The sequence below is a fragment of the Paroceanicella profunda genome, assembly GCF_005887635.2.
Taxonomy (GTDB): Bacteria; Pseudomonadota; Alphaproteobacteria; order Rhodobacterales; family Rhodobacteraceae; genus Paroceanicella; species Paroceanicella profunda.
In genome coordinates, this window is sequence record NZ_CP040819.1 from 490,011 (window position 1) to 512,945 (window position 22,935).

Below are 22,935 nucleotides of genomic sequence, written 5' to 3' on the forward strand. Positions count from 1 at the left end.
GAAACTGAAACAACAGGGATTCCACACAAAGCCGTGTGGGGCCGCTGAAGGGCGCTTCCGCGCCCGCGGGAGAGGGATCCGCGCCGCTGCCGGCGCACGCAGATCGAGGAAGATAACAATGCGACTGGCAAAATTCGCAATCGGGGCGGGAACGGCATTCACCGGGGCGTGGGTTTCCACCGCCCTCCTGGCCCAGGATGCGCTGGAGACCATCGGCAAGCCGGTGCCCGGCGGCATGGGTTTCCAACCCGCCGCCACCGAGCTGAAGGAGGACATCGCGTTCCTCGACGGCTTCCTGCTGGTGATCATCACGGCCATCGTGCTGCTGGTCACCGGCCTGCTGGCGGTCTGCATCTTCCGCTTCAACGCGAAGGCGAACCCCACACCGGCCACCTTCACCCACCACTCCGCGCTGGAAATCGCCTGGACGGTGGTGCCCATCCTGATCCTGATCGTGATCGGCTCGCTCTCCCTGCCCATCCTGTTCAAGCAGCTCGAGGTGCCCGACAGCGACCTCACCATCAAGGTGACCGGCAACCAGTGGTACTGGAGCTACGAATACCCCGACGAGGAGATCTCCTTCGACTCCGTGCTGCTGCAGCGCGACGAGCTGGCGGAGCACGGCTACGCGCCGGATGAATATCTCCTCGCCACCGATACGGCCGTCGTGGTACCTGTCGGCGCGGTCGTGCGCCTGCAGATCACCGGCGCCGACGTGATCCATTCCTGGACCATTCCCTCCTTCGGCGTGAAGCTTGACGCCATTCCCGGTCGCCTTCAGGAGACCTGGTTCCGCGTCGATCGCCCGGGCGTGTTCTTCGGCCAGTGCTCCGAGCTCTGCGGGAAGGACCATGCCTACATGCCCATCGTCGTGAAGGCGATGGAGCCGGAGGCCTATGCAACCTGGCTGGAAGGCGCAAAGCAGGAGTTCGCCATGAACCCCGCCGCGCGCACGATCCGGCTCGCATCCAACTGAGGCAAATACCCCCGATGGCCGATACAAGCTGGAGCCTGGAGGAGACCCGACCCGGAGACGCGCAGTTCGGCGACTATGTCGAGCTGCTCAAGCCCCGGGTAATGTCCCTCGTCATCTTCACCGCCGCGGTGGGGATGTTCGTGGCACCGACGCCAGTGCACCCCATCATCGCCTTCGCCTGCATCCTGTGCATCGCGGTGGGCGCCGGCGCGTCCGGCGCGCTCAACATGTGGTGGGACGCGGATATCGACCGGGTGATGAAGCGCACGGCCGGCCGGCCCATCCCCTCGGGCCGGGTCTCGGGGGATGAGGCGCTCTACATCGGCCTCGCGCTCTCCGTGCTCTCGGTGCTGATGCTGTTCCTGTTCGGCAACACGGTCTCGGCGGCACTGCTGGCCTTCACCATCTTCTTCTACGCCGTGGTCTACACGATGTTCCTCAAGCGCGCGACGCCGCAGAACATCGTGATCGGCGGCGCCGCCGGCGCCTTCCCGCCGATGATCGGCTGGGCCGTGGCCACCGGCAACGTCTCCGTCGAATCCTGCCTGATGTTCGGCCTGATCTTCATCTGGACACCGCCGCATTTCTGGGCACTCGCGCTGTTCATGAACTCCGACTACACGAAGGCCGGCGTGCCGATGATGACCGTCGTCGCCGGCCGCCGCCACACCCGCAAGCTCATCCTCGGATACACCGTGGCGCTCGCCGCCGTCGCGCTTGCGGTGGCCTTCACTCGCATCGGCGGGCCCGCCTACCTGGGCACCGCGCTGGTGCTGAACCTCGCTTTCCTCGCCGGTGCCATGCGCCTGTGGCGCCGCGACGAGGACATGGCCGCGGCAGACGCGTACCGGGCGGAGAAACGCGTCTTCGCCTTCTCGATCTTCTACCTCTTCGCGCATTTCCTGGCCCTGCTGGTCGACGCCGGCCTGCGCGCGGCCGACCTTTCGCCGGCCGGCTGGCCGGTGCTGTTCTGAACGGAGAACGCCATGTTCAAGCCCGAGCACGAACTGCATACCCGCCGCAAGGGGCGCAACACCTCGCTGGGGCTGATCCTCGGCGGGTTCGTGCTGCTGGTCTTCCTGGTCACCATCGTGAAGCTGATGGACGGCCAGATGATCCAGGGGTTCGACCACACCTACCGGCCGGCGCTGGTGCCCGCCAATGAATAAGCCGCGCAAGAACGCCCGCGTCGTGCTCGGCCTGGTGGCGCTGGTGGCCTTCATGGGCGCCGGAAGCTTCGCCGCCGTGCCGTTCTACAACTGGTTCTGCAGGGTGACCGGCTATGCCGGCACCACCAGCACCGCCACCGCCGGCGCCGACACCGTGCTGGACCGCACCATCAGGATCCGCTTCGACGCCTCGCTCGAAGCCGGCATGCCCTGGAGCTTCAGGCCGATGCAGCGCGAGGTCGAGCTTAAGATCGGCGAAACCGGAATCGCCTATTACGAGGCGCACAACCCGCTGGACGTGCCGGTGGCCGGCTCGGCCAGCTACAACGTGGTGCCCTATTCCGCCGGCGGCTACTTCATGAAGATCGCCTGCTTCTGCTTCACCGAGCAGGTTCTGCAGCCCGGTGAGACGGTGCGGATGCCGGTGACCTATTACGTCGACCCCGAGATCGTGAATGATATCGAGGCGAAATACGTCCGCGAGATCACGCTCTCCTACACTTTCCACCGAGACGCGCTGCCGAAGCCGGAGGAGACATCCGCCCTGCAGCCGACCCCCAGCAGCAACAATACGACCGGCCTGAACTGAAACCGGCCCAGGACCAGCAGAGGGAACCCCGATGGCCCACGAAAAGAACCACGACTACCACATCCTGCCCCCCAGCATCTGGCCCTTCTTCGGTGCGGTCAGTGCCTTCGTGATGCTGTTCGGAACCGTGCTGTTCTTCAAGGACAACGGCCCCTGGCTGATGCTCATCGGCCTCGCGGGGGTGCTCTACGTGATGTACGGCTGGTGGTCGGACGTCATCGGCGAGAGCCGGGTCGGCGATCACACGCCGGTGGTTCAGATCGGGCTGCGTTACGGCGTGATCATGTTCATCGCCTCGGAGGTGATGTTCTTCGCCGCCTGGTTCTGGTCGTTCTTCAAGAACGCGCTCTACCCGATCCAGGGCCATGTCTGGCCGCCGGAAGGCATCGAGACCTTCGACCCCTGGCACCTGCCACTGGTCAACACGCTGATCCTGCTGCTCTCGGGCTGCGCCTGCACCTGGGCCCACCATGCCCTCGTGCACGAGAATGACCGCAAGGCGCTCAAGCAGGGCCTGCTGATCGCGGTGATCCTTGGCGTGCTGTTCTCCCTCTGCCAGGCCTATGAATACAGCCACGCCGCCTTCGGCTTTGCCGGGAACATCTACGGCGCGAACTTCTTCATGGCCACCGGCTTCCACGGCTTCCACGTGATCATCGGCACCATCTTCCTCGCGGTCTGCCTGCTGCGCGCCTCCGCCGGCCAGATCACCCAGGACAAGCACATCGGCTTCGAGGCCGCCGCCTGGTACTGGCATTTCGTCGACGTGGTGTGGCTGTTCCTCTTCGCCGCGGTCTACATCTGGGGCGGCTGACCGGTCCTGCACCATCCGAAGCAGAGATTCCCGGCGCGGACCTCGGTCCGCGCCGCGTGCATTCCGGGGGGAGAGGCGCATGCGCCGGTTCTGGTTCCTGATCGTGATCGGCGGCCTCGGGCTGGCCGTGCTCCTGGCTCTCGGCGGCTGGCAGTTGCAGCGGCTGGCCTGGAAGTCGGCCGTCCTGGCGGACATCACCGCCCGCATGGCCACGCCGCTCGACGGCCTGCCCGCCCAGCCGGAGGAGGCCCGCGACGAGTATCGCTCGCTCACCCTCGAGGGCACGGTGGAGAAGGGCGCCCTGCGCGTGCTCACCTCCCGCCCGCCGGACGGGCCCGGCTACCGGGTCATCGCGCCCTTCCGGCTGGCGGACGGGCGGCGGGTGATGCTGGACCGGGGCTTCCTCCCCGAGGCCGACAAGGACAGCACCCTGCCCGCCGGGCCGGACCGGGTGGAGGGCAACCTGCTCTGGCCCGATGACGTGAACAGCTTCACCCCGGCGCCGAACATCGAGCGCAACATCTGGTTCGCGCGGGACGTGGCGCCGATGGCACGGGCGCTGGGAACCGAGCCGCTGCTGATCGTCGCCCGCTCGGAGAGCCTGCCGGGAACCGACCCGATGCCCGTCAGCGTGAACATCCCCAACGACCACCTGGAATACGCGCTCACCTGGTTCGCGCTGGCGGCCGGCTGGTTCGGCATGTGCCTGTATTTCATCGCGGTGCGCCGGCGGGGCTGAACCCGCCGGCGCAAAGCCGTCACTCCGGCTGGACGACTTCGCCCGGCGCCGGGGAGATCTCGAACACCATCGACACCGAAGCGCTCACCGTGGTCTCGCCGCGTGCCAGCGGCACGGGCGCGGCCTCCGCGGCCATGCGGTACATCGGCGCGCCGCCGCCACCGCCCTGCTCGGACAGGCTCAGCACCTCGCCGAGCGCCACGCCGGCGGCGTCGGCATAGAGCGCGGCGCGGGCGCGGGCGTCTTCCACCGCGGCGCGGCGCGCCTTTTCCATCGCCTCCGTCATGTCCGAGGCGGAGAAGGAGATGCCCTGGATGCTGTTCGCGCCCTGCCGGGTGAGGCCGTCCAGCAGCCCGCCGAGCGCGTCGATCTCGCGCACCCGGATGGTCACCAGGTTGCTGGCGCGGTAGCCGGCGATGCGCGGCTCGGCGTTGTCCCGCTGGTCGGCCCAGACCGGGTTCAGCGAGAACTGGCTGGTCTGGGTGTCGCGCTCGGCCACGCCCTGCTGGGTGAGCAGGTCGAACACCCTGGTCATCGCATCGGTGTTGGCGGTGAGGGCCTCCGCGGCGGTCTCGCCCTCGGTGGTCACGCCGAGGGTCACGTAGGCGAGGTCCGGCACCAGGACCGACTCGCCCTCGCCGGTCACCGAGATGGTGGACTGCCGCTCCTCGGCCAGGCCGGCGAGCGGCGCGATGCCGAGGACGAGCCCGGTCAGGGCGGGGATCAGAATGCGCATGTATGGTCTCCTGTCATCCCCGACACGGCACCTGCCGTCGCGGGGTATTCTGGCAAGTTTACTGGAACTTGGACGCGCCGCCCTGTAACATCCTTGGACAACGCTTCCACAAAAATTCACGGGCCGCGGCGCGGGTTCGCGCGCCGGGGCCGAGAGGGTTTCGAGCATGATACCGGGTGACAGCCCTTCGGGGCCAGACACAGCTTTCACCTCTCCCGGAGGCACCGGCGCCCGCCGGCGCGGCCCCCGGCATCTGGCCCTGGCCGGTGCGCTGGCCCTGGCCGCGGCGCTCGCGGGTGCGGGACTGCCCGCCGCCGCGGCGCCCGCGCCGGCGGAAAGCCTTGCCCCGGCACCGGCGGCCACGGCCCTGCCGCTGCCCGCGCATCTGGCCCAGGCCGCTCCGCGGGCCACGGTGACCGGGGTGCAGCAGGTGGCGAATGTCCGCAGTTCGAACCAGCCGCCGCCTCGGCCCGGCAGCGCCGCCCCTGCCGCCCCCGTCACCCGCGCCGCCGCCCCGGCCTCGCCGATTTCCCCGAAGGAGGCGGATGAGCCGAAGCCCCGTCCGGGCTCCGTCACCGTCCAGGCTCCGGCACCGGAGATTTCCAGTGCCAGCCGCTATGCCGTGGGCCGCACCACGCAGCCTCTCGTGCGCCCGCAGCGCATCGCCGCCAAGGCCGTGCGCCAGCCCGCCACCGCCGTTCCCACAAGTGCAGTAGCCGTCGTGACAACACCCGTGAACACCTCCACCCGCGCCGCCGCCACCGACAGCGGGCTGTTCGACCGCTCCGCCCTGAACCTGATCGGCATCTACGGCACCGAGCACAGCCGCCGCGCGCTGGTGCGCCTGCCCAGCGGCAAGTATGTCCGCGTCACCCGGGGAGATTCGTTCGAGGGCTGGCAGGTGGCCGCGATCAGCGAGGATTCGGTGCATCTGCTGCGCTCGGGCCAGACCCAGGTTCTGAAGATCCCGAAGAAGTGAGGCGGCGGCGCCCGGGCTCAGGCCTCTGCCCGGGCCCGGCGCCAGCGCTCCCAGGCCTCCGGCGAATCGAGGTCTGTCACCGCCGCCTCGCCCGGCGTGGGCACGTCGACGAGGAAGCTGCCGGCATCGCGCAGGATGGCCCGGGCGCCGCGGTCGCCCTCCAGCCCGGCGAGGCTCTCGAAGAAGCGCCGGCCGAACAGCACGGGCTGGCCCGGCTGGCCGGATTCGGTGACGGCGCGGCAGATCTCCCGGCCCTCCATCGGGTCGAAGGCGGCAATCAGCCGGTCGAGATGGCCGGGGCCGATGTCCGGCATGTCGGCGAGCGCGATGATCACCGCGTCGACATCGCCGCCGAGGCTCCGCATCCCGGCACGAATCGAGGCCGCCATGCCCTCCGCGGCCTGCGGATTGGCCACCAGGCCCAGCCCCTCCACCCCCTCGAGCGCCGCGGCGCGCGGGCCGTCGAGACGGTCCAGCACCACCTGCACCTGGCGCACCTGCGCGCCGGCGCAGGCGCGCGCGGCATGGGCGAGCAGCGGCCCGTCCGCCACCGGTTCCAGCAGCTTGTCGCGCCCGCGCATGCGCCGGGCCGAGCCGGCCGCGAGCAGCAGCACCTCCACCACCGGGCGCCCGCGCGCCGTGGTGCCGCCACGCGGCTGGGGCCGTGACGGGATCTCCTTGAGCAGCCCGCCCACGCCCATCGCGGCGATCTCCGCATCGCCCACCGGCACGCCGCAGATCACCCGCTCCAGAACCCAGTCGGCGCCGTTCAACGCGAGGGAGCGCACGCAGCCCGGCAGGCCGATCACCGGCCGCGCCTGCGCCGTGGCGCCCAGGAACAGCAGGTTGCCCGGGTCCACCGGCATGCCGAAGCGTTCCAGCCGCCCGCCCGTGGCCACCAGCGCGGCGGGGCCGACATCCTCGCGGTCCTGGGTGGCCGAGCCGCCGAGGATGAGCAGCAGTTCCGCCCCGGCGGCGGACGCGCGGGTGAGCGCCTCCGCCAGCGCGCCGGTCTCATGCGCCACCACCTCCTCGTGGACGAGGTCTGCGCCCAGGCCGGCAAGCCGGCTGCGCACCGCCTCCACGCCCTTGGCGATCACGCTGTCCTTCATGCCCGGAATGCGGGTGCTGCACAGGGCGGCGCGGGTGAGGCGCGGCGGCGCGATGCGCATCAGCGGGCCGGTGCCCGCGGCGGCCAGCGCGGCGGCCACCGTGGCGGCGGGCACGGCATAGGGCAGGATCTTCACCGTGGCGACCATGTCGCGCGCCTCCACCCGGGCGTGCCCGGCGAGGGTGGCGAGGGTGACGGCCTCGTCAACGGCATTGAAGCGGGCCACGGCGGCGGCATCGACCTCGAACAGCCCGGCCCGGGCCGCGTGCAGGTTCACCCGCCCGGTGAAGGGCGCCTGCACGGTGAGGCCGAGGGACGCGGCCTCGGGGGCGAGCGCCGCGGCGACGCGCGCGGCGGCGGCATCCTCCGACATGTCCTCCGGGGCGAGCCGGGCGGCGATCACGCCCGAAAGCCCTTCCGCCGCCAGCGCGGCGATATCCGCGGCCGAGAGCACGCGCCCCTTGCGCAGACGCCTGCCTCCGGCCATGAGCGAATGCGCGAGCACCGCGCCCTCGGCCTCCCCCAGCGCGACGCGCCCGAAGATCATGCCGCGTGCGCCGCGACGCCCGGGCGCGTGGCCGGCCGGCGCAGGCGCTCGGTGATCTGGGCGAGGATGGCGATGGCGATCTCGGAGGGGGATTTCGCCCCGATATCCGCGCCCACCGGCGCGTGGATGCGCGCCATCGCCGCGGCGGAGACCCCCTCCGCCCCCAACCGGTCCAGCCGCTTCGCATGGGTGCGGTTGGACCCGAGGCAGCCGAGGTAGAAGCACTCGGAAGCCAGCGCCACGCGGATCGCGGGGTCGTCGAGCTTCGGGTCATGGGTGAGGGTGACGACGGCGGTGCGCGCGTCCACGCCGATCTGCTGCAGGGCGGCATCGGGCCAGTCCCGCACGATGGTCTCGCCGGGGAAGCGGGCATCGGCGGCGAAGGCCTCGCGCGGGTCCACCAGGGTGGCGTCATAGCCCGCGATGCGCGCCATCTGCAGCAGCGGCTGGGCGATGTGCACCGCCCCCACCACCACCATGCGCAGCGGCGGGTTGTGCACGCCGAGGAACCAGTCCCCGGCGAAGCCGGACTTGTCGGCATGCCGGGCGGCGTCGGCCTCGGCCAGCAGCGGGTCCGGGCCGGCGCCGATCAGCCGGCGCTCCCAGCTCTGCGTGTTCACCGCGTAGACGGTGGCCTCGCGGGCGGTGCGCGCGGCGGTGAGCGCCTCCAGCATCGCCAGCGGCAGGCCCTGGCCGCGGCCCACCGGCTCCACCATCACCCGGATGGTGCCGCCGCAGGCGAGGCCCACCGCGAAGGCGTCATCGTCGGAGACGCCGTAGGTGAGCACCCGCGGCGTGCCGTCCTCCAGCGCGTCCAGCGCCTCGGCCACCACGGCGCCCTCCACGCAGCCGCCGGAGACGGAGCCCATGATCTCGGCCTCCGCCGAGATGGCGAGCTGCGAGCCCACGGGCCGGGGCGCGGAACCCCAGGTCTCGATCACGGTGGCGAGGGCCACGCCCTTGTCGGCGCGCGCCCAGTCGAGCGCGATCTCGGGAATGCTGTCATGATCTGCGGTCATCTCGGGCCTCCTTCGGGCAGGGCTGGCTCAGCGGTCGAGCAGCCGCATCAGGCGTGTCTTCTCCCCGGTGTCCCCGGTGCGGGTGAGGGCGGCGGAGAGCTCTTCCAGGGAATTGATATTGTGTGCCGCACGGAACACATCAACATGCGGAAGCAGCGCGCGGATGCCGCCGGCCTTCGGCGCGAACCCGTCCCAGCGCAGGAGCGGGTTCAGCCAGATCAGCCGGCGCGAGGAGAGTGCCAGCCGTTCCGCCGCCCGGCCGAGCAGCGCCGGGTCGTCCCGGTCCAGCCCGTCGGTGATCAGCAGCACAACCGCGCCCTGCCCCAGCACCCGGCGCGACCAGGTGCGGTTGAACTCGTCGAGCGTGGCGCCGAGGCGGGTGCCGCCCTCCCAGTCCCGCGCCTCGCGGCCGGCAGCGGCGAGGGCCGCGTCCACGTCCCGCGTGGCGAGATGGCGGGTGATGTTGGTGAGGCGGGTGCCCAGGGTGAAGGCATGCACCTTCGCCCAGCCCGCGCCCTTCGCATTCGCCGCGGCATGCAGGAAATGCAGCAGCATGCGCGAGTAGGAGGACATGGAGCCCGAGATGTCGCAGAGCACCACGAGGTTGGGCCAGCGCTCGCGCCGCTCCCGCATCGCGAGGCCACGGACATCGCCGCCGGTGCGCATCGCCGCGCGCATGGTGCCGCGCCAGTCCGGCACGTGGCCGCGCGGCGCGGCGCGGGTGCGGCGCGAGGCGATGGGCTGCACGGGCAGTTCCAGCCGGGCAATGGCGCGTTTCGCGGCCTCCGCCTCCGCGGCGGACATCTGCTCGAAATCCTGCGCGCGCAGCTTTTCGTCGGCGGAGAAGGTGAGGGTGGCGTCGAACTCCACCATCTCCTCGCCCTCTTCGGGCGGCGGGGGCGGCGGCGGGGTCTCGGCCTCCGCCAGCAGCGCCTCGGCGGCGCGGCGCTCCGCGGACCGGGCCTTGTGCTCCTCCTGCACCCCGCGCAGGGCCGGCAGCATCATCGACATCATGTGTTCGAGGAACTGCGGATCACGCCAGTAGAGCCGGAACACCTGGCCGAAGATCGCCCGGTGCTCGGGGCGCGAGACGAAGCAGGCGTGCAGCGTCCAGTAGAAATCCGCCTTCTCGGAGAAGCCCGCCGCCTCCACCGCGCGCACCGCCTCCACCACCCGGCCCGGGCCCACGGGCAGGCCGGCGTGACGCAGCGCGCGGGCGAAATGCACGATGTTGCGGGCGAGCTTGCCCTCGGGGTTCACCGGCAGGTCGGCATACTGCGCCATGGTTCAGCCCCGCCCCGGCGCGCCGAGATGCGTGTGGCCGAAGCCCTGCACGCGCTTCAACCCGAAGCCGAGCGCCCGGTCGATGGAGATGTGCAGCGCCCGGAGCGCCGCGATGAGCCGCCCGGGCGCCCAGCCCGCGAGCGCCCCCGCCCCGACCGGACGCCCCGGGCCCGCATAGCTGTGCACGGCGTTGCAGCACCGCGCCCCGACCCGCGGCCCGAAGGCATGGCCGGCGATGAAGAGATGGGGGAGGATCGGCACCCCGGCCACCAGCCACCGCTCCGGCGCGGCGCGCACGAGCAGCACCGCAAGGCCGAGGGCGATTCCGGCATTCTCCAGGCGCAGCAGGCGGCGGAAACCGGGTTCCATCGGCGGGCTCAGACCGGCTGCAGGGCGGCGCGGGCGTCGTCGAGGATGCGCTTGGCCTCGGACCCCTGCAGCCTGGCGATATCGTCCTGATACTTCAGGATCGCGCCCAGCGTGTCCGCGATCACCTGCGGCGAGAGCTGGACGGCGTCCAGCGCCACCAGGCATTTCGCCCAGTCGATGGTCTCGGCCACGCCCGGCTTCTTGAACAGGTCCTCCGAGCGCAGCTTCTGCACGAAGGCCACCACCTCGCGGGACAGGGTCTCGGAGGCTTCCGGCGCGCGGGCGGTGAGGATTTCCATCTCGCGGTCGAAATCCGGGTAATCCACCCAGTGGTAGAGGCAACGCCGCTTCAGCGCGTCATGCACCTCACGCGTGCGGTTGGAGGTGAGGATGACGATCGGCGGTTCCGGCGCCTTCACGGTGCCAAGCTCGGGGATGGTCACCTGGAAGTCCGACAGGGCCTCCAGAAGGAAGGCCTCGAAGGGCTCGTCCGTGCGGTCCAGTTCGTCGATCAGCAGCACGGGCGCGCCGCCGTCCTGCGGGCTCATCGCCTCCAGCAGCGGACGGCGGATGAGGAACTCCTCGGAGAAGAGCTCCGCGTTCAGCGCCGCGCGGTCGGCCTGGCCGGAGGCTTCGGCGGTGCGGATGGCGACCATCTGCGCCGGGAAGTTCCATTCGTAGACCGCCGAGCCCGCGTCCAGCCCCTCGTAGCACTGCAGGCGGATGAGCCGGCGGCCCAGCGAGGCGGCGAGCGCCTTCGCGATCTCGGTCTTGCCCACGCCGGCCTCGCCCTCGAGGAACAGCGGGCGACCCAGCTTCAGCGACAGGAACACCACCGTGGCGAGCGCGCGTCCGCAGACATAGCCGGTGTCGGCCAGCATGGCCTGGGTGGCGTCGATGGAAGTGGGGATGGCCGTCATGCTGTCTCCTGAGCGCCGTGCCGAAGGGGTGACCTAATCAAGTCCTCCGCCCGGGTGAATTCAAGGGCAAAAGCCCCGCGGGCCACCTTGGTCGGGGCTCAGAGCAGCATCACGGAGGCGAGGCCGAGGAAGGCGAGGAAGCCGATCACGTCGGTGCTCATGGTCACGAACACGCCGGAGGCGAGCGCCGGGTCCGCCCCCGCCCGGTCCAGCCCGATGGGAATGAGGATGCCCACCAGCCCGGCCACCAGCATGTTGAGCAGCATCGCCAGCCACAGCACCACGCCCAGCATGGGCGTTCCGAACCAGATGAACCCCACCGCGCCGATCAGCATGCCGAACACCGCGCCGTTGAGCACCCCCACGATCACCTCGCGGCGGACCACGCGCCACATGTTCTTCGAGGTAATGTCGCGCGTGGCAAGGCCCCGCACCGCCACGGTGAGCGACTGGGTGCCGGCATTGCCCCCCATCGAGGTGACGATGGGCATCAGCACGGCAAGCGCCACGATCGCCTCGATCGTGCCGGAGAACAGCGCGATCACCGCCGAGGCGATGAGCGCGGTGCAGATGTTCACCGCCAGCCAGGGGAAGCGCGCCCGGGCGGTTTCCCACACCCGGTCGGCGATTTCCTCGTCGCCCACGCCGGCGAGCAGCTTCATGTCCTCTTCCGCCTCGTCCTCCAGCACCTCCATCGCGTCGTCGATGGTGATCACGCCGACCAGCCGGCCCTGCGCATCCACCACCGGGCCGGTGATCAGGTGGTACTGGTTGAAGGCATAGGCCACGTCCTCCTGCGCCTGGTCGGCGGGGATGATGCGGAAATCCTCGTTCATAAGGGTGTCGAGGCGGGTCTCGCGGCGGTTCGCCATGATCTTGGAGAGCGCCACCATGCCCACCGGCCGGTGGCGCGGGTCGACGATGATCACGTCGTAGAACTCGTCCGGCAGGTCGTCGGAGGCGCGCATGTAGTCGATGATCTCGCCCACGGTCCAGTGCTCCGGAGCGGAGACCAGCTCGCGCTGCATGAGGCGGCCGGCGGAGTATTCCGGGTAGGTGAGCGAGCGTTCGACGGCCATCCTGTCGGCATCGTCCAGCGCGTCGAGCACCTTTTCCTGGTCGGTCTCGGCGAGATCCTCGACGAGGTAGACCATGTCGTCGGTCTCGAGCTCCTCGGCCACGCGGGCGAGCTGCTCGGGGCTGAGCAGCGGCACCACGAGGTCGCGCACGCCCGAACGCAGCTCGGTGATGGCGTAGGGCGCGATATCCGCCCCCCAGAGCGCGATCAGCCGGGCCCGCAGGGGCTGGTCGATCTGTTCCAGAAGGTCGGCGATGTCGGCGTCATGCAGGGGGTTGAGCAGGGCCACGAGCCGCTCGCGCGCACCCACTTCCACCGCCGCGAGGATCGCGTCGACCACCGCCGCGTCGAGGGCGTAGGCATCCTCTGCGGGCTCGACTGCAGGCTCGGCGGCTTCGGTCATGGCTGCATCCTGTCTCGGCGTGGCGGGGCGTCGCGTCGGGCCGCTGCGGTAGGGCCCCCCGGTTCTACAGAAGGGTCGGGCGATTGGAAAGCGCCCGCCGTGCCGGAACGGTTTACCGCGTCCGCCGCTTCGCTTAGGCTCATTTCTGCTCCGGTCGCCGGCGCCGTCCGGACGCGGCCCCCTGCGCGCTCCCCCATGGAGATCTCCGCCGTGACGACAGACCTTCTGCCCCCCGGACCGAAGAGCCTCGCGGGCCTGCGGGAACAGGCCGTGGCCGACCACCGCGCCGGGCGCCTCGACAGCGCCCTGGCCGGCTACCGCGCCATCCTGGCCCGCGCGCCCGGGGACGCCTCGATGTGGAGCAATCTCGGCGCCCTGCACCGGGCCCGGCGCGAATTCACGGCCGCGCTCGCCTGCCAGCGCCGCGCACTGGAGCTGGAGCCGGGCCGCGCCGACATCGTGAACAACCTGGGCAACGCGCTCTATGACGAGGGCCTGCACGAGGAGGCGCTGGAGTGCCGCCGCACCGTGGCGCGGCTGAGCCCGGGAGACGCCTCCGCCCTGCAGCACGTCGCCACCTCGCTGCGCACGATGAACCGCTTCACGGAGGCCATCGCGGTGTGCGACGAGGGCCTCGCCCTCGCCCCCGGCCATGCGGAACTGCGCCTGCAGCGGGCAATGGCGCGGCTGGCGCAGGGCGATTACGCCGGCGGCTTCGCCGATTTCGAGGCCCGCTGGGACACCGGGGAGATCACGAAATCCGACCCCGGCCTGCCGGAATGGCGGGGCGAGCCGCTGGACGGGCGCACGCTGCTGGTCTTCCCCGAGCAGGGCTTCGGAGACACCATGCTGATGGCCCGCTTCCTGCCGCAGCTGAAGGCGTGCGGCGCCGGCCGGGTGATCCTCGTGGTCAAGCCGCCGCTGCAGCGGCTGCTGGAGGGCATTCCCGGCTGCGACGCGGTGGCCGTGGTGGGCTCGCGCCGGCCGGAGGCGGATCTCTGGGTGCCGATGATGAGCCTGCCGCTGTGCCTGGGCCTCACGCCGGGCACCGTCCCGCCGCCGGCCCGCCTCACCGTGCCCGACGATGCAGGCGCGCGGGCGCGCGCGCTCCTCGCCCCCCACCGCGGGCGCCTCACGGTGGGGGTGCTCTGGTCCGGCTCGCTCACCTACCGCGCCAACCACAAGCGCTCCTTCGCGCAGGAGCGGTTCTACCGTCTCGCCGGGGTGCCGGGGGTGAGCCTGTTCAGCCTCTACAAGGGCCCGCTGCTGGAGGAGTTCCGCGGCTCGCCCCTCGCCTCGCTGGTGATCGACGCCGGCGGGCATGACCGGGACTTCGCGGATACCGCGGGCCTGATCCGCGCGCTCGACCTCGTGGTGTCCATGGACAGCGCCGTGGTGCATCTCGCGGGCTCGCTGGGCCGGCCGGTTTGGAACCTGCTGCACCATTCGGCCTACTGGCTCTACGGGCCCGAGGGCGCCACAACCCCCTGGTACCCCTCGATGCGCCTCATCCGGCAGCCGGTGCTCGACGACTGGGACAGCGTGTTCGACACGGTGGTGGCCGACCTCGCAGCTCTCGCCGCAGCCCGCGGGGCGGCGCGGGCATGAAGACCATCCTCACCCCCGTCGCGCCCGGCGAGCTGATCGACAAGATCACCATCCTGCGCCTGAAGGCGTCGCGGATCGGCGCGGGCGAGGCCCGCGCCAACGTCTGCCGCGAGCTCGCCCTGCTGGAGGACACCTGCGCCGCCCATGTGCCCCCCGGCGACGCGCTCGCCCGCCTCACCGAGGCGCTGGCCGGGGTGAATGCCGAGCTCTGGGACATCGAGGACGCCATCCGCGACTGCGAACGCCGGGCCGACTTCGGCCCCGATTTCATCGCCCTCGCCCGCGCCGTCTACCGCACGAACGACCGGCGCGCGGCGCTGAAACGCGAGATCAACCTCGCCCTCGGCTCCGACATCGTCGAGGAAAAGAGCTACACGGCGTACTGAGCCGCGCCGATGATCAGAATGCCCCCCGGCAGAAGCGCGGGCGCCGGGTGCGCAGCACCCGGCCCGGCCCAAAGAGGCGGCCCCCGACAGGGGTCCGCATCACGGGAGCGCCCCGGCCGACAGGCCCCGGACCGGCGGAGACGGAGCCCTCCCGCCCTGCGTCGACCCGCCCTTCGGGCGCGCCTCCTGCGGTTTGGGCCCGGCCGCGCGTGCCGCGCGGCTGCAGCGCCGGGCTGGGGGCCGGTCGCGTGCGGCACGCGACCGTCTGGTGCCGGGCCATCCGGCCGCGTCTTGCGGGCCCTCTATCGCGGCCAGATGGCCGGGGACCGCGGACCACAGCCGCTCACCCCTTCCGCCCGGGCGACCAGCCCGGGCCGCGCCCGACCCTCCCCCCGGGAGGGCGCGATGGCGATGTCAGTCGGAGTTCAGCCCTCTTTCGGAGCTTTTGCGATAAACCGCCGACCACAGGCGCGGCTGCGCCCACCCAGGGTCGGGCGCGGCCCTCCGTGCCCAATGGTGCGCAGGGAGCAGGGAGCAGGGAGCAGGGAGCAGGGAGCAGGGAGCAGGGAGCAGGGAGCAGGGAGCAGGGAGCAGAAATACCGTGCAACCGGCCTGGCGCTCCAGGTAAACCGTGCGACAGGCCACGCCCGGCCCGCGAGACCGGTTGCGCCGCGCCCCGGCCTCAGCCCACACGCAGGGCGCGGGCGGCGGCGGTGGCCTGCTGGTCGGGGAGGCCGAGGCGGCCGTAAACCTCGGCAAGCATGCGGTTGAGCGGCACGCCCGAGGGGTCGAAGGCCCGGCGCGCCTCCAGCAGTTGCTGGGCGCTCACCCAGGCGCTCTCCTGCATCAGGCTGTCGAGGAAGATCTGCTCGAAGAGGTCGCGCTGCGCGTGGCTGCCACCCACCTTCCACAGCGTGGGCAGGGCGGGGCCGAGCCGGCGGATCGCCTCCGCATGGTTGCCGCGCGCCGCGGCCAGCACGCCCTCGCAGGCCGGCAACGCGGTCTCGCGCCACATCGCGGCCGCCCAGGGCGGGGCGGAGGCGGCCCGGGCGCGCACGGCCTCCATCAGATCGTCCGCCACCGGCGAGCCGGCGCGGCCCAGCCCGTAGAGGTATTGCAGGGTGAGAAAGGCGCTCTCCACATCCGCCCCGCGGGTTTCCAGCCAGGGGCGCAGGGCCTGCCAGCGCCCCCCGGTGTCGATGCCCGCGAAGTCGAGCCGGGCCAGCAGCGACACCGCCCCCACCTGGTCCTGGCTGTAATCCGGCGCGATGCCCCAGCAGTGTTCGTCATGGATGGCGAGCGCCGCGGCGCCGTCACCGGCGGAGATGTCGAACAGCGCCGTGTGCCACCAGTTGTGGGTGTACATGAAGGAGTTGAGCCCCTCCCAGTGTCCGCTCACCCCGGCCATGAAGCGCCGCCCGGCGTCGATCTCGCCGCGGGTGAGATGCACATGCGCGAGCGCGTGATGCGCCCAGGGCTCGGAGGCGTCGCGCGCCAGCGCCGCCTCGGCGGCGGCACGGGCCTCGTCGAGCAGATGGCACTGTTCGAAGCCGAAGGCGACCATGCCATGCACATGCGCGTTGCCCGCGTTCGCGGGCAGCAGCCGCAGGGCGGAGCGCAGGATGCCGGGCGAATCGCCGAGGTTCAGGTACTGGGTCTGCACCAGTTTCAGCGCCACGAGGTCCTGCGGCCACGCGGCGGTGATCGCCTCGGCGCGGCGGATCATCCCCGGCCAGTCCCCGGCCATCCAGGCCTCGAGCACCCCCAGGTGCGCACGCTCGCGGGCATGGGCGCGCGGGGCTGCCGCGGCGGCGGCGAGCGCATGCGGCCGGGCGCGCTCCGGCGCCTCGGGGCGCTGGAGGAACATCCACAGGTAGCCGGCGAAGACATGCGGCAGACAGTCTTCGAGCCCCCCGATCACGCCGAGCACGTTGGTGGCCTTCGGGTGATAGCGCAGGAACCCGTCGGTGAAATCATTCACCGCGTCGAGGGCAGCGCCCCTGCAGCTCACCGGGTTTCCGAGGCAATCCGTGACCATGGCTCTCTCCGGCCCCGGGGCGCAGGCGCCCCCTTGCGGCCGGCGGGGCCGCGTGCTGATTTCGGCAGGCCACCCCGCGACATGACAGGAAAGCCCCCCATGCCCGAGCTGACGCAAAACGGTATCCAGCAGCATTACGAGCGTCAAGGCGGGGGCCCGCCCCTGCTGCTGCTCGCCGGCATGGCCAGCGACACGGCGAGCTGGGCGCCGCTGCTGCCGCATCTGACAGGGTTCGAGCTGCTGATGCCCGACAACCGCTGCGCCGGCCGCACCCGGCCCCTGCCCTGCCCGATCTCCCGCAGGGCGCTGTTGGAGGACGTGCTGGGCCTGCTCGACGCGCTGGGGCTGGAGCGGGTGCACGTGGCCGGGCATTCGCTGGGCGGCATGCTGGCGCTCGACCTCGCGGCGGCGGCGCCGGAGCGCGTGCTCTCGCTCACCGCGCTCTCCTGCGCGAGGTGGGTGCGGCCACGGGCGCTGGCGCTGTTCGAGGCGCTCGCGCGGCTGGAGCCCTCGTCGGAGCCGTGGTTCGCGCTGCTGTTCCAGTTCCTGTTCTCGGAAGGCTTCCACGCGAAGCCCGGGGCGGTGGCGGCCGCCGCGGCGCGGGCGGTGGGCTATGCGCAGCTCCAGCCGCCCGAGGCCTTCGTCGCCCAGGCAGCGGTGCTGCCGGAATTCGCCACGCCCGCGCCGCTCACCCCCCTCACCTGCCCCGCGCTGGCGATGACCGGGGCGGAGGACATCATCGCCCCGCCGCAGGTGCTTGACGGTTTCGCCGCTCTCGGCTTTCACACCGAGGCGGTGGAAGGAGCCGCGCATGCGCTGCACTGGGAGGCGCCGGGGGCGGTGGCGAGGGCAATTCGCGCCTGCGTGGCCCGGGCGGGCTGAGGCGTCAGGGCTTCAGGATCACCAGCGCCGCCCCCGCCGCCATCAGCCCGAAACCCGCGAGCTGGCTCAGCGACAGCGATTCGCGCAGCCAGAGCACCGAGAAGCCGGCGAAGACCGTGAGGGTGATGATCTCCTGCATCACCTTCAGGGTGGCGGCGGAATACACCTGGTGGCCGATGCGGTTCGCCGGCACGGCGAGGCAGTATTCGAAGAAGGCGATGCCCCAGCTCACCAGCACCACCACCACGAGGGGTGCAGCGCGGTATTTCAGGTGGCCGTACCAGGCGAAGGTCATGAAGACATTGGACAGGCACAACAGGACGGGCGGCAGGAGCCAGGGAAGCAGGGCCGGCATGGGATACCTCTGAACGGGGTGGGCGCGGGCGGCGCCGGGCGGCGCGCCATGGCTCCTTCTCGCCTGCGCCGCGGCGCCGGGCAAGCCCGCCTGCACGCTTCCCTATCCTCCCGGTTTCGCCTATATCGCGCGGATGAGCACCAATCCGCCAGACCTGCGCCCCGACCGCGCTCCAGCCCCGCTTCTCGACGGCACCGCCCGCCCCGGCCAGCCGCGTGTCGGCATGGTGAGCCTCGGCTGCCCGAAGGCGCTGGTGGACAGCGAGCGCATCCTCACCCGGCTGCGCGCCGAGGGCTACGCGATCTCGCCCGATTACGCCGGCGCCGACGCGGTGATCGTGAACACCTGCGGCTTCCTCGACAGTGCGAAGGCCGAGAGCCTGGAGGCGATCGGCGAGGCGCTCACCGCCAACGGCAGGGTGATCGTGACCGGCTGCCTCGGCGCGGAGGAGGAGTACATCCGCGGCACGCACCCGAGCGTGCTTGCCGTCACCGGCCCGCACCAGTACGAGCAGGTGCTCGACGCCGTCCATGCCGCCGTGCCGGCGGATCCGAACCCGTTCATCGACCTGCTGCCGGCAAGCTCGGTCTCGCTCACGCCGCGGCATTACAGCTACCTGAAGATTTCCGAGGGCTGCAACCACAAGTGCCGGTTCTGCATCATCCCCGACATGCGCGGAAAGCTCGCCTCCCGCCCCGCCCACGCGGTGCTGCGCGAGGCGGAGAAGCTGGTGGAGAAGGGCGTGCGCGAGCTGCTCGTCATCTCGCAGGACACCTCGGCCTACGGGCTCGACCGCAAGCATGACCTGAACCCCTGGAAAGGCGGCGAGGTGCGCTCGCACATCACCGACCTCGCGCGTGAGCTGGGCGGCCTCGGGGCCTGGGTGCGGCTGCATTACGTCTACCCCTACCCGCATGTGCGCGAGCTGATCCCGCTGATGGCCGAGGGGCTGGTGCTGCCCTATCTCGACATCCCCTTCCAGCATTCGCACCCGGACACGCTGAAGCGCATGGCCCGGCCCGCCAACCAGGCGAAGACGCTGGAGACCATCGCGGGCTGGCGCGAGATCTGCCCGGACATCACCCTGCGCTCCACCTTCATCGTGGGCTTCCCCGGCGAGACGGAGGCGGAGTTCTCCCACCTGCTCGACTGGATGGAGGAGGCCCGGCTGGACCGCGTGGGCGCCTTCAAGTACGAGAACGTCGATGGCGCGCGCTCCAACGCCCTGCCCGACCATGTGCCCGAAGCGGTGAAGCAGGAGCGGTTCGAACGCTTCATGGAAGTGGCGCAGCGGATCTCGGCGGAGAAGCTGGAGGCCAAGGTTGGCAGCGTGCAGCAGGTGATCGTCGATTCGGTGGACGGTGACGGCGCGGTGTGCCGCACGAAGGCCGACGCGCCGGAGATCGACGGCAACCTCTTCATCGACGCGGGGTTCGAAGCGCTGAAGCCCGGCGACATGGTGACCGTAACCGTGGACGAGGCCTCCGAATACGACCTCTGGGGCAGCATCACCGGCTGAGGCACCCGGGGCCGGAGGCCCGCCTGCCGCCCGAAGGTGCCAGTGGGGGGCATGAACCACCCCGATCCGTCCCGCGCGGAACCGTGCCGCGATGCACCCGGCTTGCATGAGCGGGCCTGCGCGCCCGTTCCGCGACGCCCTCGGCTTGCACGAGCGGGTCCGCGCGCCCGTTGCTCGATGCACCCGGCCCGGATGGCAGGGCCTGCGCGGCTGATGGAATGGCATGCCCGGGTCAGCCCTGCGCACGCCCGGGCGCGCGACTTGCGCTGGGGCCGTGGCGTCAGGTCCATTGCCCCCGCCGTCCGCAGCCGGTCTTCCCCCGCCCTCGCCTGCCGCGCGGCGGCCGGGCTGCCCTTCCCCCGGCATCTCCTCCGGCGAATCGGGCGCGCGGGCCCGCCCGGCGAAGGCCCTTGCACCGCCCGTCGCCGATCGTCGCGCGCAGGGCTGGAACGCGCTGATCCGGAGCCCGGGAGCAGGCGGCCCCGCCCGGGCGCCCGAAATCGGGCCGGGCGCCGGGGGCGCCGCACGCTCCTGCGGCGCGGGCCCGGTCGGCGCCGTCGGAGTGGCGCGGCAAGCTCGGGCGCGTTTGTGTCATATATATGAAAATGTTCATGTATTCCGGGTGCGCCCCCCTGCGACGCCGGGCCTCGCGATAAGGGTTTGCATGTGCCGGTGCTGCGATGCACTATCGGCAGCGTCGCGTTTTCTTCCATCCGGCCCCACCGAGATGACCTTTCCCAGACGCGAGGAAAAGCATGCGTGTTCAAGATCCCGAACCGTCGCAGCGGCCCGTCCGTGCGGCAGGCACCCGTGCGGGCGCCGCACCGGGACAAGCCGAAGACGTGCCCGGCACCGGGGCGCAGCACCAGGCGGTGGCACCCCCCCGAATCGGGGAGGAGGACGACCCGCTGTCGGACTGGGCACGGCTGCTGGACCATGCCAGCCGCGCCGCGCTGGCGCGCTCCAGTGGCGGACTGTCCCCCGCCGCGCTGACCGGACATTACCTCGACTGGGCCATGCACCTCGCCGCCTCGCCCGGAAAGCAGACCGCCCTGATGGTGAAGGCGCTGCGCAAGGCCGCGCGGTTCCGCGACTATCTCGCCGCCGGTCTCACCGGTGACGGCACGCAGGAGCCCTGCATCGCGCCGCTGCCCCAGGACCGCCGGTTCCGCGACCCGGCCTGGCAGCAGCCGCCGTTCAACCTCTATTACCAGAGCTTCCTGCTGACCCAGCAATGGTGGCACAACGCCACCACCGGGGTGCGCGGCGTCTCGAAGTCCAGCGAGAACGCCATCGCCTTCACCGCCCGGCAGCTGCTCGACATGGTCTCTCCGGCGAACTTCCTGTTCACCAACCCCGAAGCGCTGGAGCGCACCCGCGCGGAGGCCGGGCAGAACCTGGTCCGGGGCATGGGGAACCTGCTGGAGGACATCGACGCCCGCATCACCGGCAAGACGGTGCCGGGCCGGGAGGACTGGGCGCCGGGCAAGACCCTCGCGGTGAGCCCCGGCATGGTGGTGTTCCGCAACCGGCTGATGGAGCTGATCCAGTACGCGCCCACCACGGACACGGTGCGCCCGGAGCCGGTGGTGATCTGCCCGGCCTGGATCATGAAATACTACATCCTGGACCTGTCGCCGGAGAACTCCATGGTCCGCTACCTCACGGGCCAGGGTTACACGGTGTTCATGATCTCGTGGAAAAACCCCGACGAGGGCGACCGCGAGCTGGGCATGGAGGACTACCGCACCCTCGGGCCCATGGCCGCCTTCGATGCGGCGCTGGCGATCACCGGGGCGAAAACCCTCCACGCTGTGGGCTATTGCCTCGGCGGCACGCTGCTCACCATCGCCGCCGCCGCCATGGCGCGGGAGGCGGACGCGCGCCTCGCCTCCGTCACGCTCTTCGCCGCGCAGTCGGACTTCTCGGAGGCCGGCGAGCTGATGCTGTTCATCAACGAGAGCGAGGTGAGCTTCCTCGAGGACATGATGTGGGAGCGCGGCTACCTCGACAGTTCCCAGATGGCCGGGGCCTTCCAGCTCCTGCGCTCCAACGACCTCATCTGGTCGCGCAACCTCAAGGTCTACCTGATGGGAGAGCGGGAGGGCCTGAACGACCTGATGGCCTGGAACGCCGACGCCACGCGGATGCCCTACCGGATGCACGCGCAGTACCTGCGCCGCCTGTTCCTGGACAACGACCTGGCCAACGGCAAGTTCGAGGTGGCGGGGCGGCCGGTCTCGCTCACCGACATCGAGGCGCCGATCTTCGCCGTGGGCACCGAGACCGACCATGTCGCACCGTGGAAATCCGCCTACAAGGTGCATCGCCTCACCGAGACGGAGGTGACCTTCGTGCTCACCACGGGCGGTCACAATGCCGGCGTGGTCTCCGAGCCGGGCCACCCGCACCGCCACTACCGGGTGCACACCACCCTGGCGGCGGACCCGTTCATGGATGCGGACCACTGGGCGGAGACAGCCGAGCCGAAGCAGGGCTCGTGGTGGCCGGAATGGGTGAGCTGGCTCGGCGCGCGCTCCGGCGCGCCCGTTGCCCCGCCGCCGATGGGCGCGCCCGGCAAGGGCCTCCCGCCGCTGGCCGACGCCCCCGGCACCTATGTCCTGATGGAGTGAACCCATGTCCTTCACCAACACGATACTCACGGGCAAGAAGGGCCTCGTGATCGGCATCGCGAACGACCAGTCCATCGCCGCGGGCTGCGCGCGCCAGTTCCACGCCGCGGGCGCGGAGCTGGCGGTCACCTACCTCTCGGACAAGGCGAGGCGCTTCGTGGAGCCGGTGGCCGAGGCGGTGGACGCCGCCCTGCTGCTGCCGCTGGACGTGGAGATCGACGGCCAGACGGAGGCGGTCTTCGCCGCGGTGGCCCAGAAATGGGGCAAGCTGGACTTCCTGCTCCACTCCATCGCCTACGCGCCGAAGGAGGACCTGCACGGCCGCGTGGTCGACAGCTCGCGCGAGGGGTTCTCCATGGCGATGGACGTCTCGGTGCATTCCTTCATCCGCATGGCCCGGCTGGCCGAGCCGCTGATGAAGGAGGGCGGCAGCCTGCTCACGGTGAGCTACTACGGCGCCGAGAAGGTGGTGGACAACTACAACCTCATGGGCCCGGTGAAGGCGGCGCTGGAGAGTGTCACCCGCTACATGGCCGCGGAGCTGGGCCCGCAGGGCATCCGGGTGAACGCCATCTCGCCCGGGCCCCTGCAGACCCGCGCCGCCTCCGGCATCGGGCATTTCGACGCGCTGATCGACGAGGCCCGCGCCCGCGCGCCCATCCGCCGGCTGGTGACCATCGAGGAGGTGGGCGCGATGGCCACCTACCTGGTCTCCGACCTTTCGCGCTCCGTCATGGGCAACATCGCCTATATCGACGGCGGCTACCACGTGATGTCCTGA

The 22,935-nt window shown here is 71.1% G+C and carries 22 protein-coding genes; 13 read left to right on the forward strand and 9 right to left on the reverse strand.

The genetic code is table 11. From position 1 onward, the window contains the following. Nucleotides 1–118 precede the first annotated feature (118 nt). From coxB to FDP22_RS20280, 6 genes are all read left to right on the forward strand, one after another. Nucleotides 119–976: a cytochrome c oxidase subunit II gene (gene coxB / locus FDP22_RS20255; protein WP_138578072.1), complete on the forward strand. Its 858-nt coding sequence runs from the start codon at nt 119–121 to the stop codon at nt 974–976. A 14-nt stretch (nt 977–990) separates the two neighbouring features. Then, nucleotides 991–1,950, forward strand: a complete 960-nt coding sequence (cyoE, locus tag FDP22_RS20260; protein ID WP_138578074.1) for a heme o synthase — start codon at nt 991–993, stop codon at nt 1,948–1,950. A gap of 12 nt (nt 1,951–1,962) precedes the next feature. Beyond that, complete coding sequence (locus FDP22_RS20265) at nt 1,963–2,145, forward strand: hypothetical protein (RefSeq protein ID WP_138578076.1); 183 nt, start codon at nt 1,963–1,965, stop codon at nt 2,143–2,145. After that, a complete protein-coding gene (locus FDP22_RS20270) occupies nt 2,138–2,734 on the forward strand; it encodes a cytochrome c oxidase assembly protein (protein WP_138578078.1) in 597 nt (198 codons plus the stop codon). The genes FDP22_RS20265 and FDP22_RS20270 overlap by 8 nt, the downstream gene beginning before the upstream one ends. Before the next feature lie 31 nt (nt 2,735–2,765). Further along, complete coding sequence (locus FDP22_RS20275) at nt 2,766–3,548, forward strand: cytochrome c oxidase subunit 3 (RefSeq protein ID WP_138578080.1); 783 nt, start codon at nt 2,766–2,768, stop codon at nt 3,546–3,548. A 79-nt stretch (nt 3,549–3,627) separates the two neighbouring features. Continuing rightward, nucleotides 3,628–4,287, forward strand: coding sequence for an SURF1 family protein (locus FDP22_RS20280; RefSeq protein ID WP_138578082.1), 660 nt, complete (start codon nt 3,628–3,630; stop codon nt 4,285–4,287). A gap of 19 nt (nt 4,288–4,306) precedes the next feature. Here FDP22_RS20280 and FDP22_RS20285 read toward each other — a convergent pair whose 3' ends face one another. After that, nucleotides 4,307–5,023, reverse strand: coding sequence for an SIMPL domain-containing protein (locus tag FDP22_RS20285; protein WP_170317810.1), 717 nt, complete (start codon nt 5,021–5,023; stop codon nt 4,307–4,309). Nucleotides 5,024–5,189: 166 nt separating this feature from the next. Here FDP22_RS20285 and FDP22_RS20290 point away from each other — a divergent pair, with 166 nt between their 5' ends. Further along, on the forward strand, nt 5,190–6,002 hold the full coding sequence (locus FDP22_RS20290; protein WP_138578086.1) for a hypothetical protein: 813 nt from the start codon (nt 5,190–5,192) through the stop codon (nt 6,000–6,002). A 17-nt stretch (nt 6,003–6,019) separates the two neighbouring features. On the opposite strand, the gene FDP22_RS20295 is transcribed toward FDP22_RS20290, so the two are convergent. From FDP22_RS20295 to mgtE, 6 genes are all read right to left on the reverse strand, one after another. Beyond that, on the reverse strand, nt 6,020–7,660 hold the full coding sequence (locus FDP22_RS20295; RefSeq protein WP_138578088.1) for an NTP transferase domain-containing protein: 1,641 nt from the start codon (nt 7,658–7,660) through the stop codon (nt 6,020–6,022). After that, nucleotides 7,657–8,679 carry an XdhC family protein gene (locus FDP22_RS20300; RefSeq protein WP_138578090.1) on the reverse strand — a complete coding sequence of 341 codons (1,023 nt, stop codon included), beginning with the start codon at nt 8,677–8,679 and terminating at the stop codon, nt 7,657–7,659. The genes FDP22_RS20295 and FDP22_RS20300 overlap by 4 nt, the downstream gene beginning before the upstream one ends. A 27-nt stretch (nt 8,680–8,706) precedes the next feature. Next, nucleotides 8,707–9,963, reverse strand: a complete 1,257-nt coding sequence (locus FDP22_RS20305) for a vWA domain-containing protein (RefSeq protein WP_138578092.1) — start codon at nt 9,961–9,963, stop codon at nt 8,707–8,709. Between the two features lie 3 nt (nt 9,964–9,966). Beyond that, complete coding sequence (locus tag FDP22_RS20310; RefSeq protein WP_138578094.1) at nt 9,967–10,332, reverse strand: DUF4260 family protein; 366 nt, start codon at nt 10,330–10,332, stop codon at nt 9,967–9,969. Nucleotides 10,333–10,340: 8 nt separating this feature from the next. Then, complete coding sequence (locus FDP22_RS20315) at nt 10,341–11,252, reverse strand: AAA family ATPase (protein WP_138578096.1); 912 nt, start codon at nt 11,250–11,252, stop codon at nt 10,341–10,343. 98 nt (nt 11,253–11,350) lie between these two features. Continuing rightward, nucleotides 11,351–12,733, reverse strand: coding sequence for a magnesium transporter (gene mgtE / locus FDP22_RS20320; protein WP_138578098.1), 1,383 nt, complete (start codon nt 12,731–12,733; stop codon nt 11,351–11,353). Nucleotides 12,734–12,943: 210 nt separating this feature from the next. Here mgtE and FDP22_RS20325 point away from each other — a divergent pair, with 210 nt between their 5' ends. Both FDP22_RS20325 and FDP22_RS20330 read left to right on the forward strand, forming a co-directional pair. Continuing rightward, nucleotides 12,944–14,341, forward strand: coding sequence for a tetratricopeptide repeat protein (locus FDP22_RS20325; RefSeq protein WP_138578100.1), 1,398 nt, complete (start codon nt 12,944–12,946; stop codon nt 14,339–14,341). Beyond that, a complete protein-coding gene (locus tag FDP22_RS20330) occupies nt 14,338–14,727 on the forward strand; it encodes a DUF6165 family protein (protein WP_138578102.1) in 390 nt (129 codons plus the stop codon). The genes FDP22_RS20325 and FDP22_RS20330 overlap by 4 nt, the downstream gene beginning before the upstream one ends. A 682-nt stretch (nt 14,728–15,409) precedes the next feature. Here the strand turns inward: FDP22_RS20330 and FDP22_RS20340 are convergent. Further along, on the reverse strand, nt 15,410–16,765 hold the full coding sequence (locus FDP22_RS20340) for a tetratricopeptide repeat protein (protein ID WP_138578104.1): 1,356 nt from the start codon (nt 16,763–16,765) through the stop codon (nt 15,410–15,412). Nucleotides 16,766–16,864: 99 nt separating this feature from the next. Between FDP22_RS20340 and FDP22_RS20345 the strand changes: the two genes are divergently transcribed. After that, complete coding sequence (locus FDP22_RS20345; protein ID WP_170317811.1) at nt 16,865–17,647, forward strand: alpha/beta fold hydrolase; 783 nt, start codon at nt 16,865–16,867, stop codon at nt 17,645–17,647. A gap of 4 nt (nt 17,648–17,651) precedes the next feature. On the opposite strand, the gene FDP22_RS20350 is transcribed toward FDP22_RS20345, so the two are convergent. Then, a complete protein-coding gene (locus FDP22_RS20350; protein WP_138578108.1) occupies nt 17,652–18,002 on the reverse strand; it encodes a DMT family protein in 351 nt (116 codons plus the stop codon). A gap of 133 nt (nt 18,003–18,135) precedes the next feature. On the opposite strand from FDP22_RS20350, the gene rimO reads away from it, so the two are divergent. The 3 genes from rimO (at nt 18,136) to fabI (ending at nt 22,935) form a co-directional block, all read left to right on the forward strand. Further along, entirely contained in the window at nt 18,136–19,521 is a 1,386-nt protein-coding gene (gene rimO / locus FDP22_RS20355) for a 30S ribosomal protein S12 methylthiotransferase RimO (RefSeq protein WP_138578110.1), read from the forward strand. Nucleotides 19,522–20,276: 755 nt separating this feature from the next. Continuing rightward, nucleotides 20,277–22,154 carry a PHA/PHB synthase family protein gene (locus FDP22_RS20360; RefSeq protein ID WP_138578112.1) on the forward strand — a complete coding sequence of 626 codons (1,878 nt, stop codon included), beginning with the start codon at nt 20,277–20,279 and terminating at the stop codon, nt 22,152–22,154. A 4-nt stretch (nt 22,155–22,158) separates the two neighbouring features. After that, nucleotides 22,159–22,935, forward strand: coding sequence for an enoyl-ACP reductase FabI (fabI, locus tag FDP22_RS20365; protein ID WP_138578114.1), 777 nt, complete (start codon nt 22,159–22,161; stop codon nt 22,933–22,935).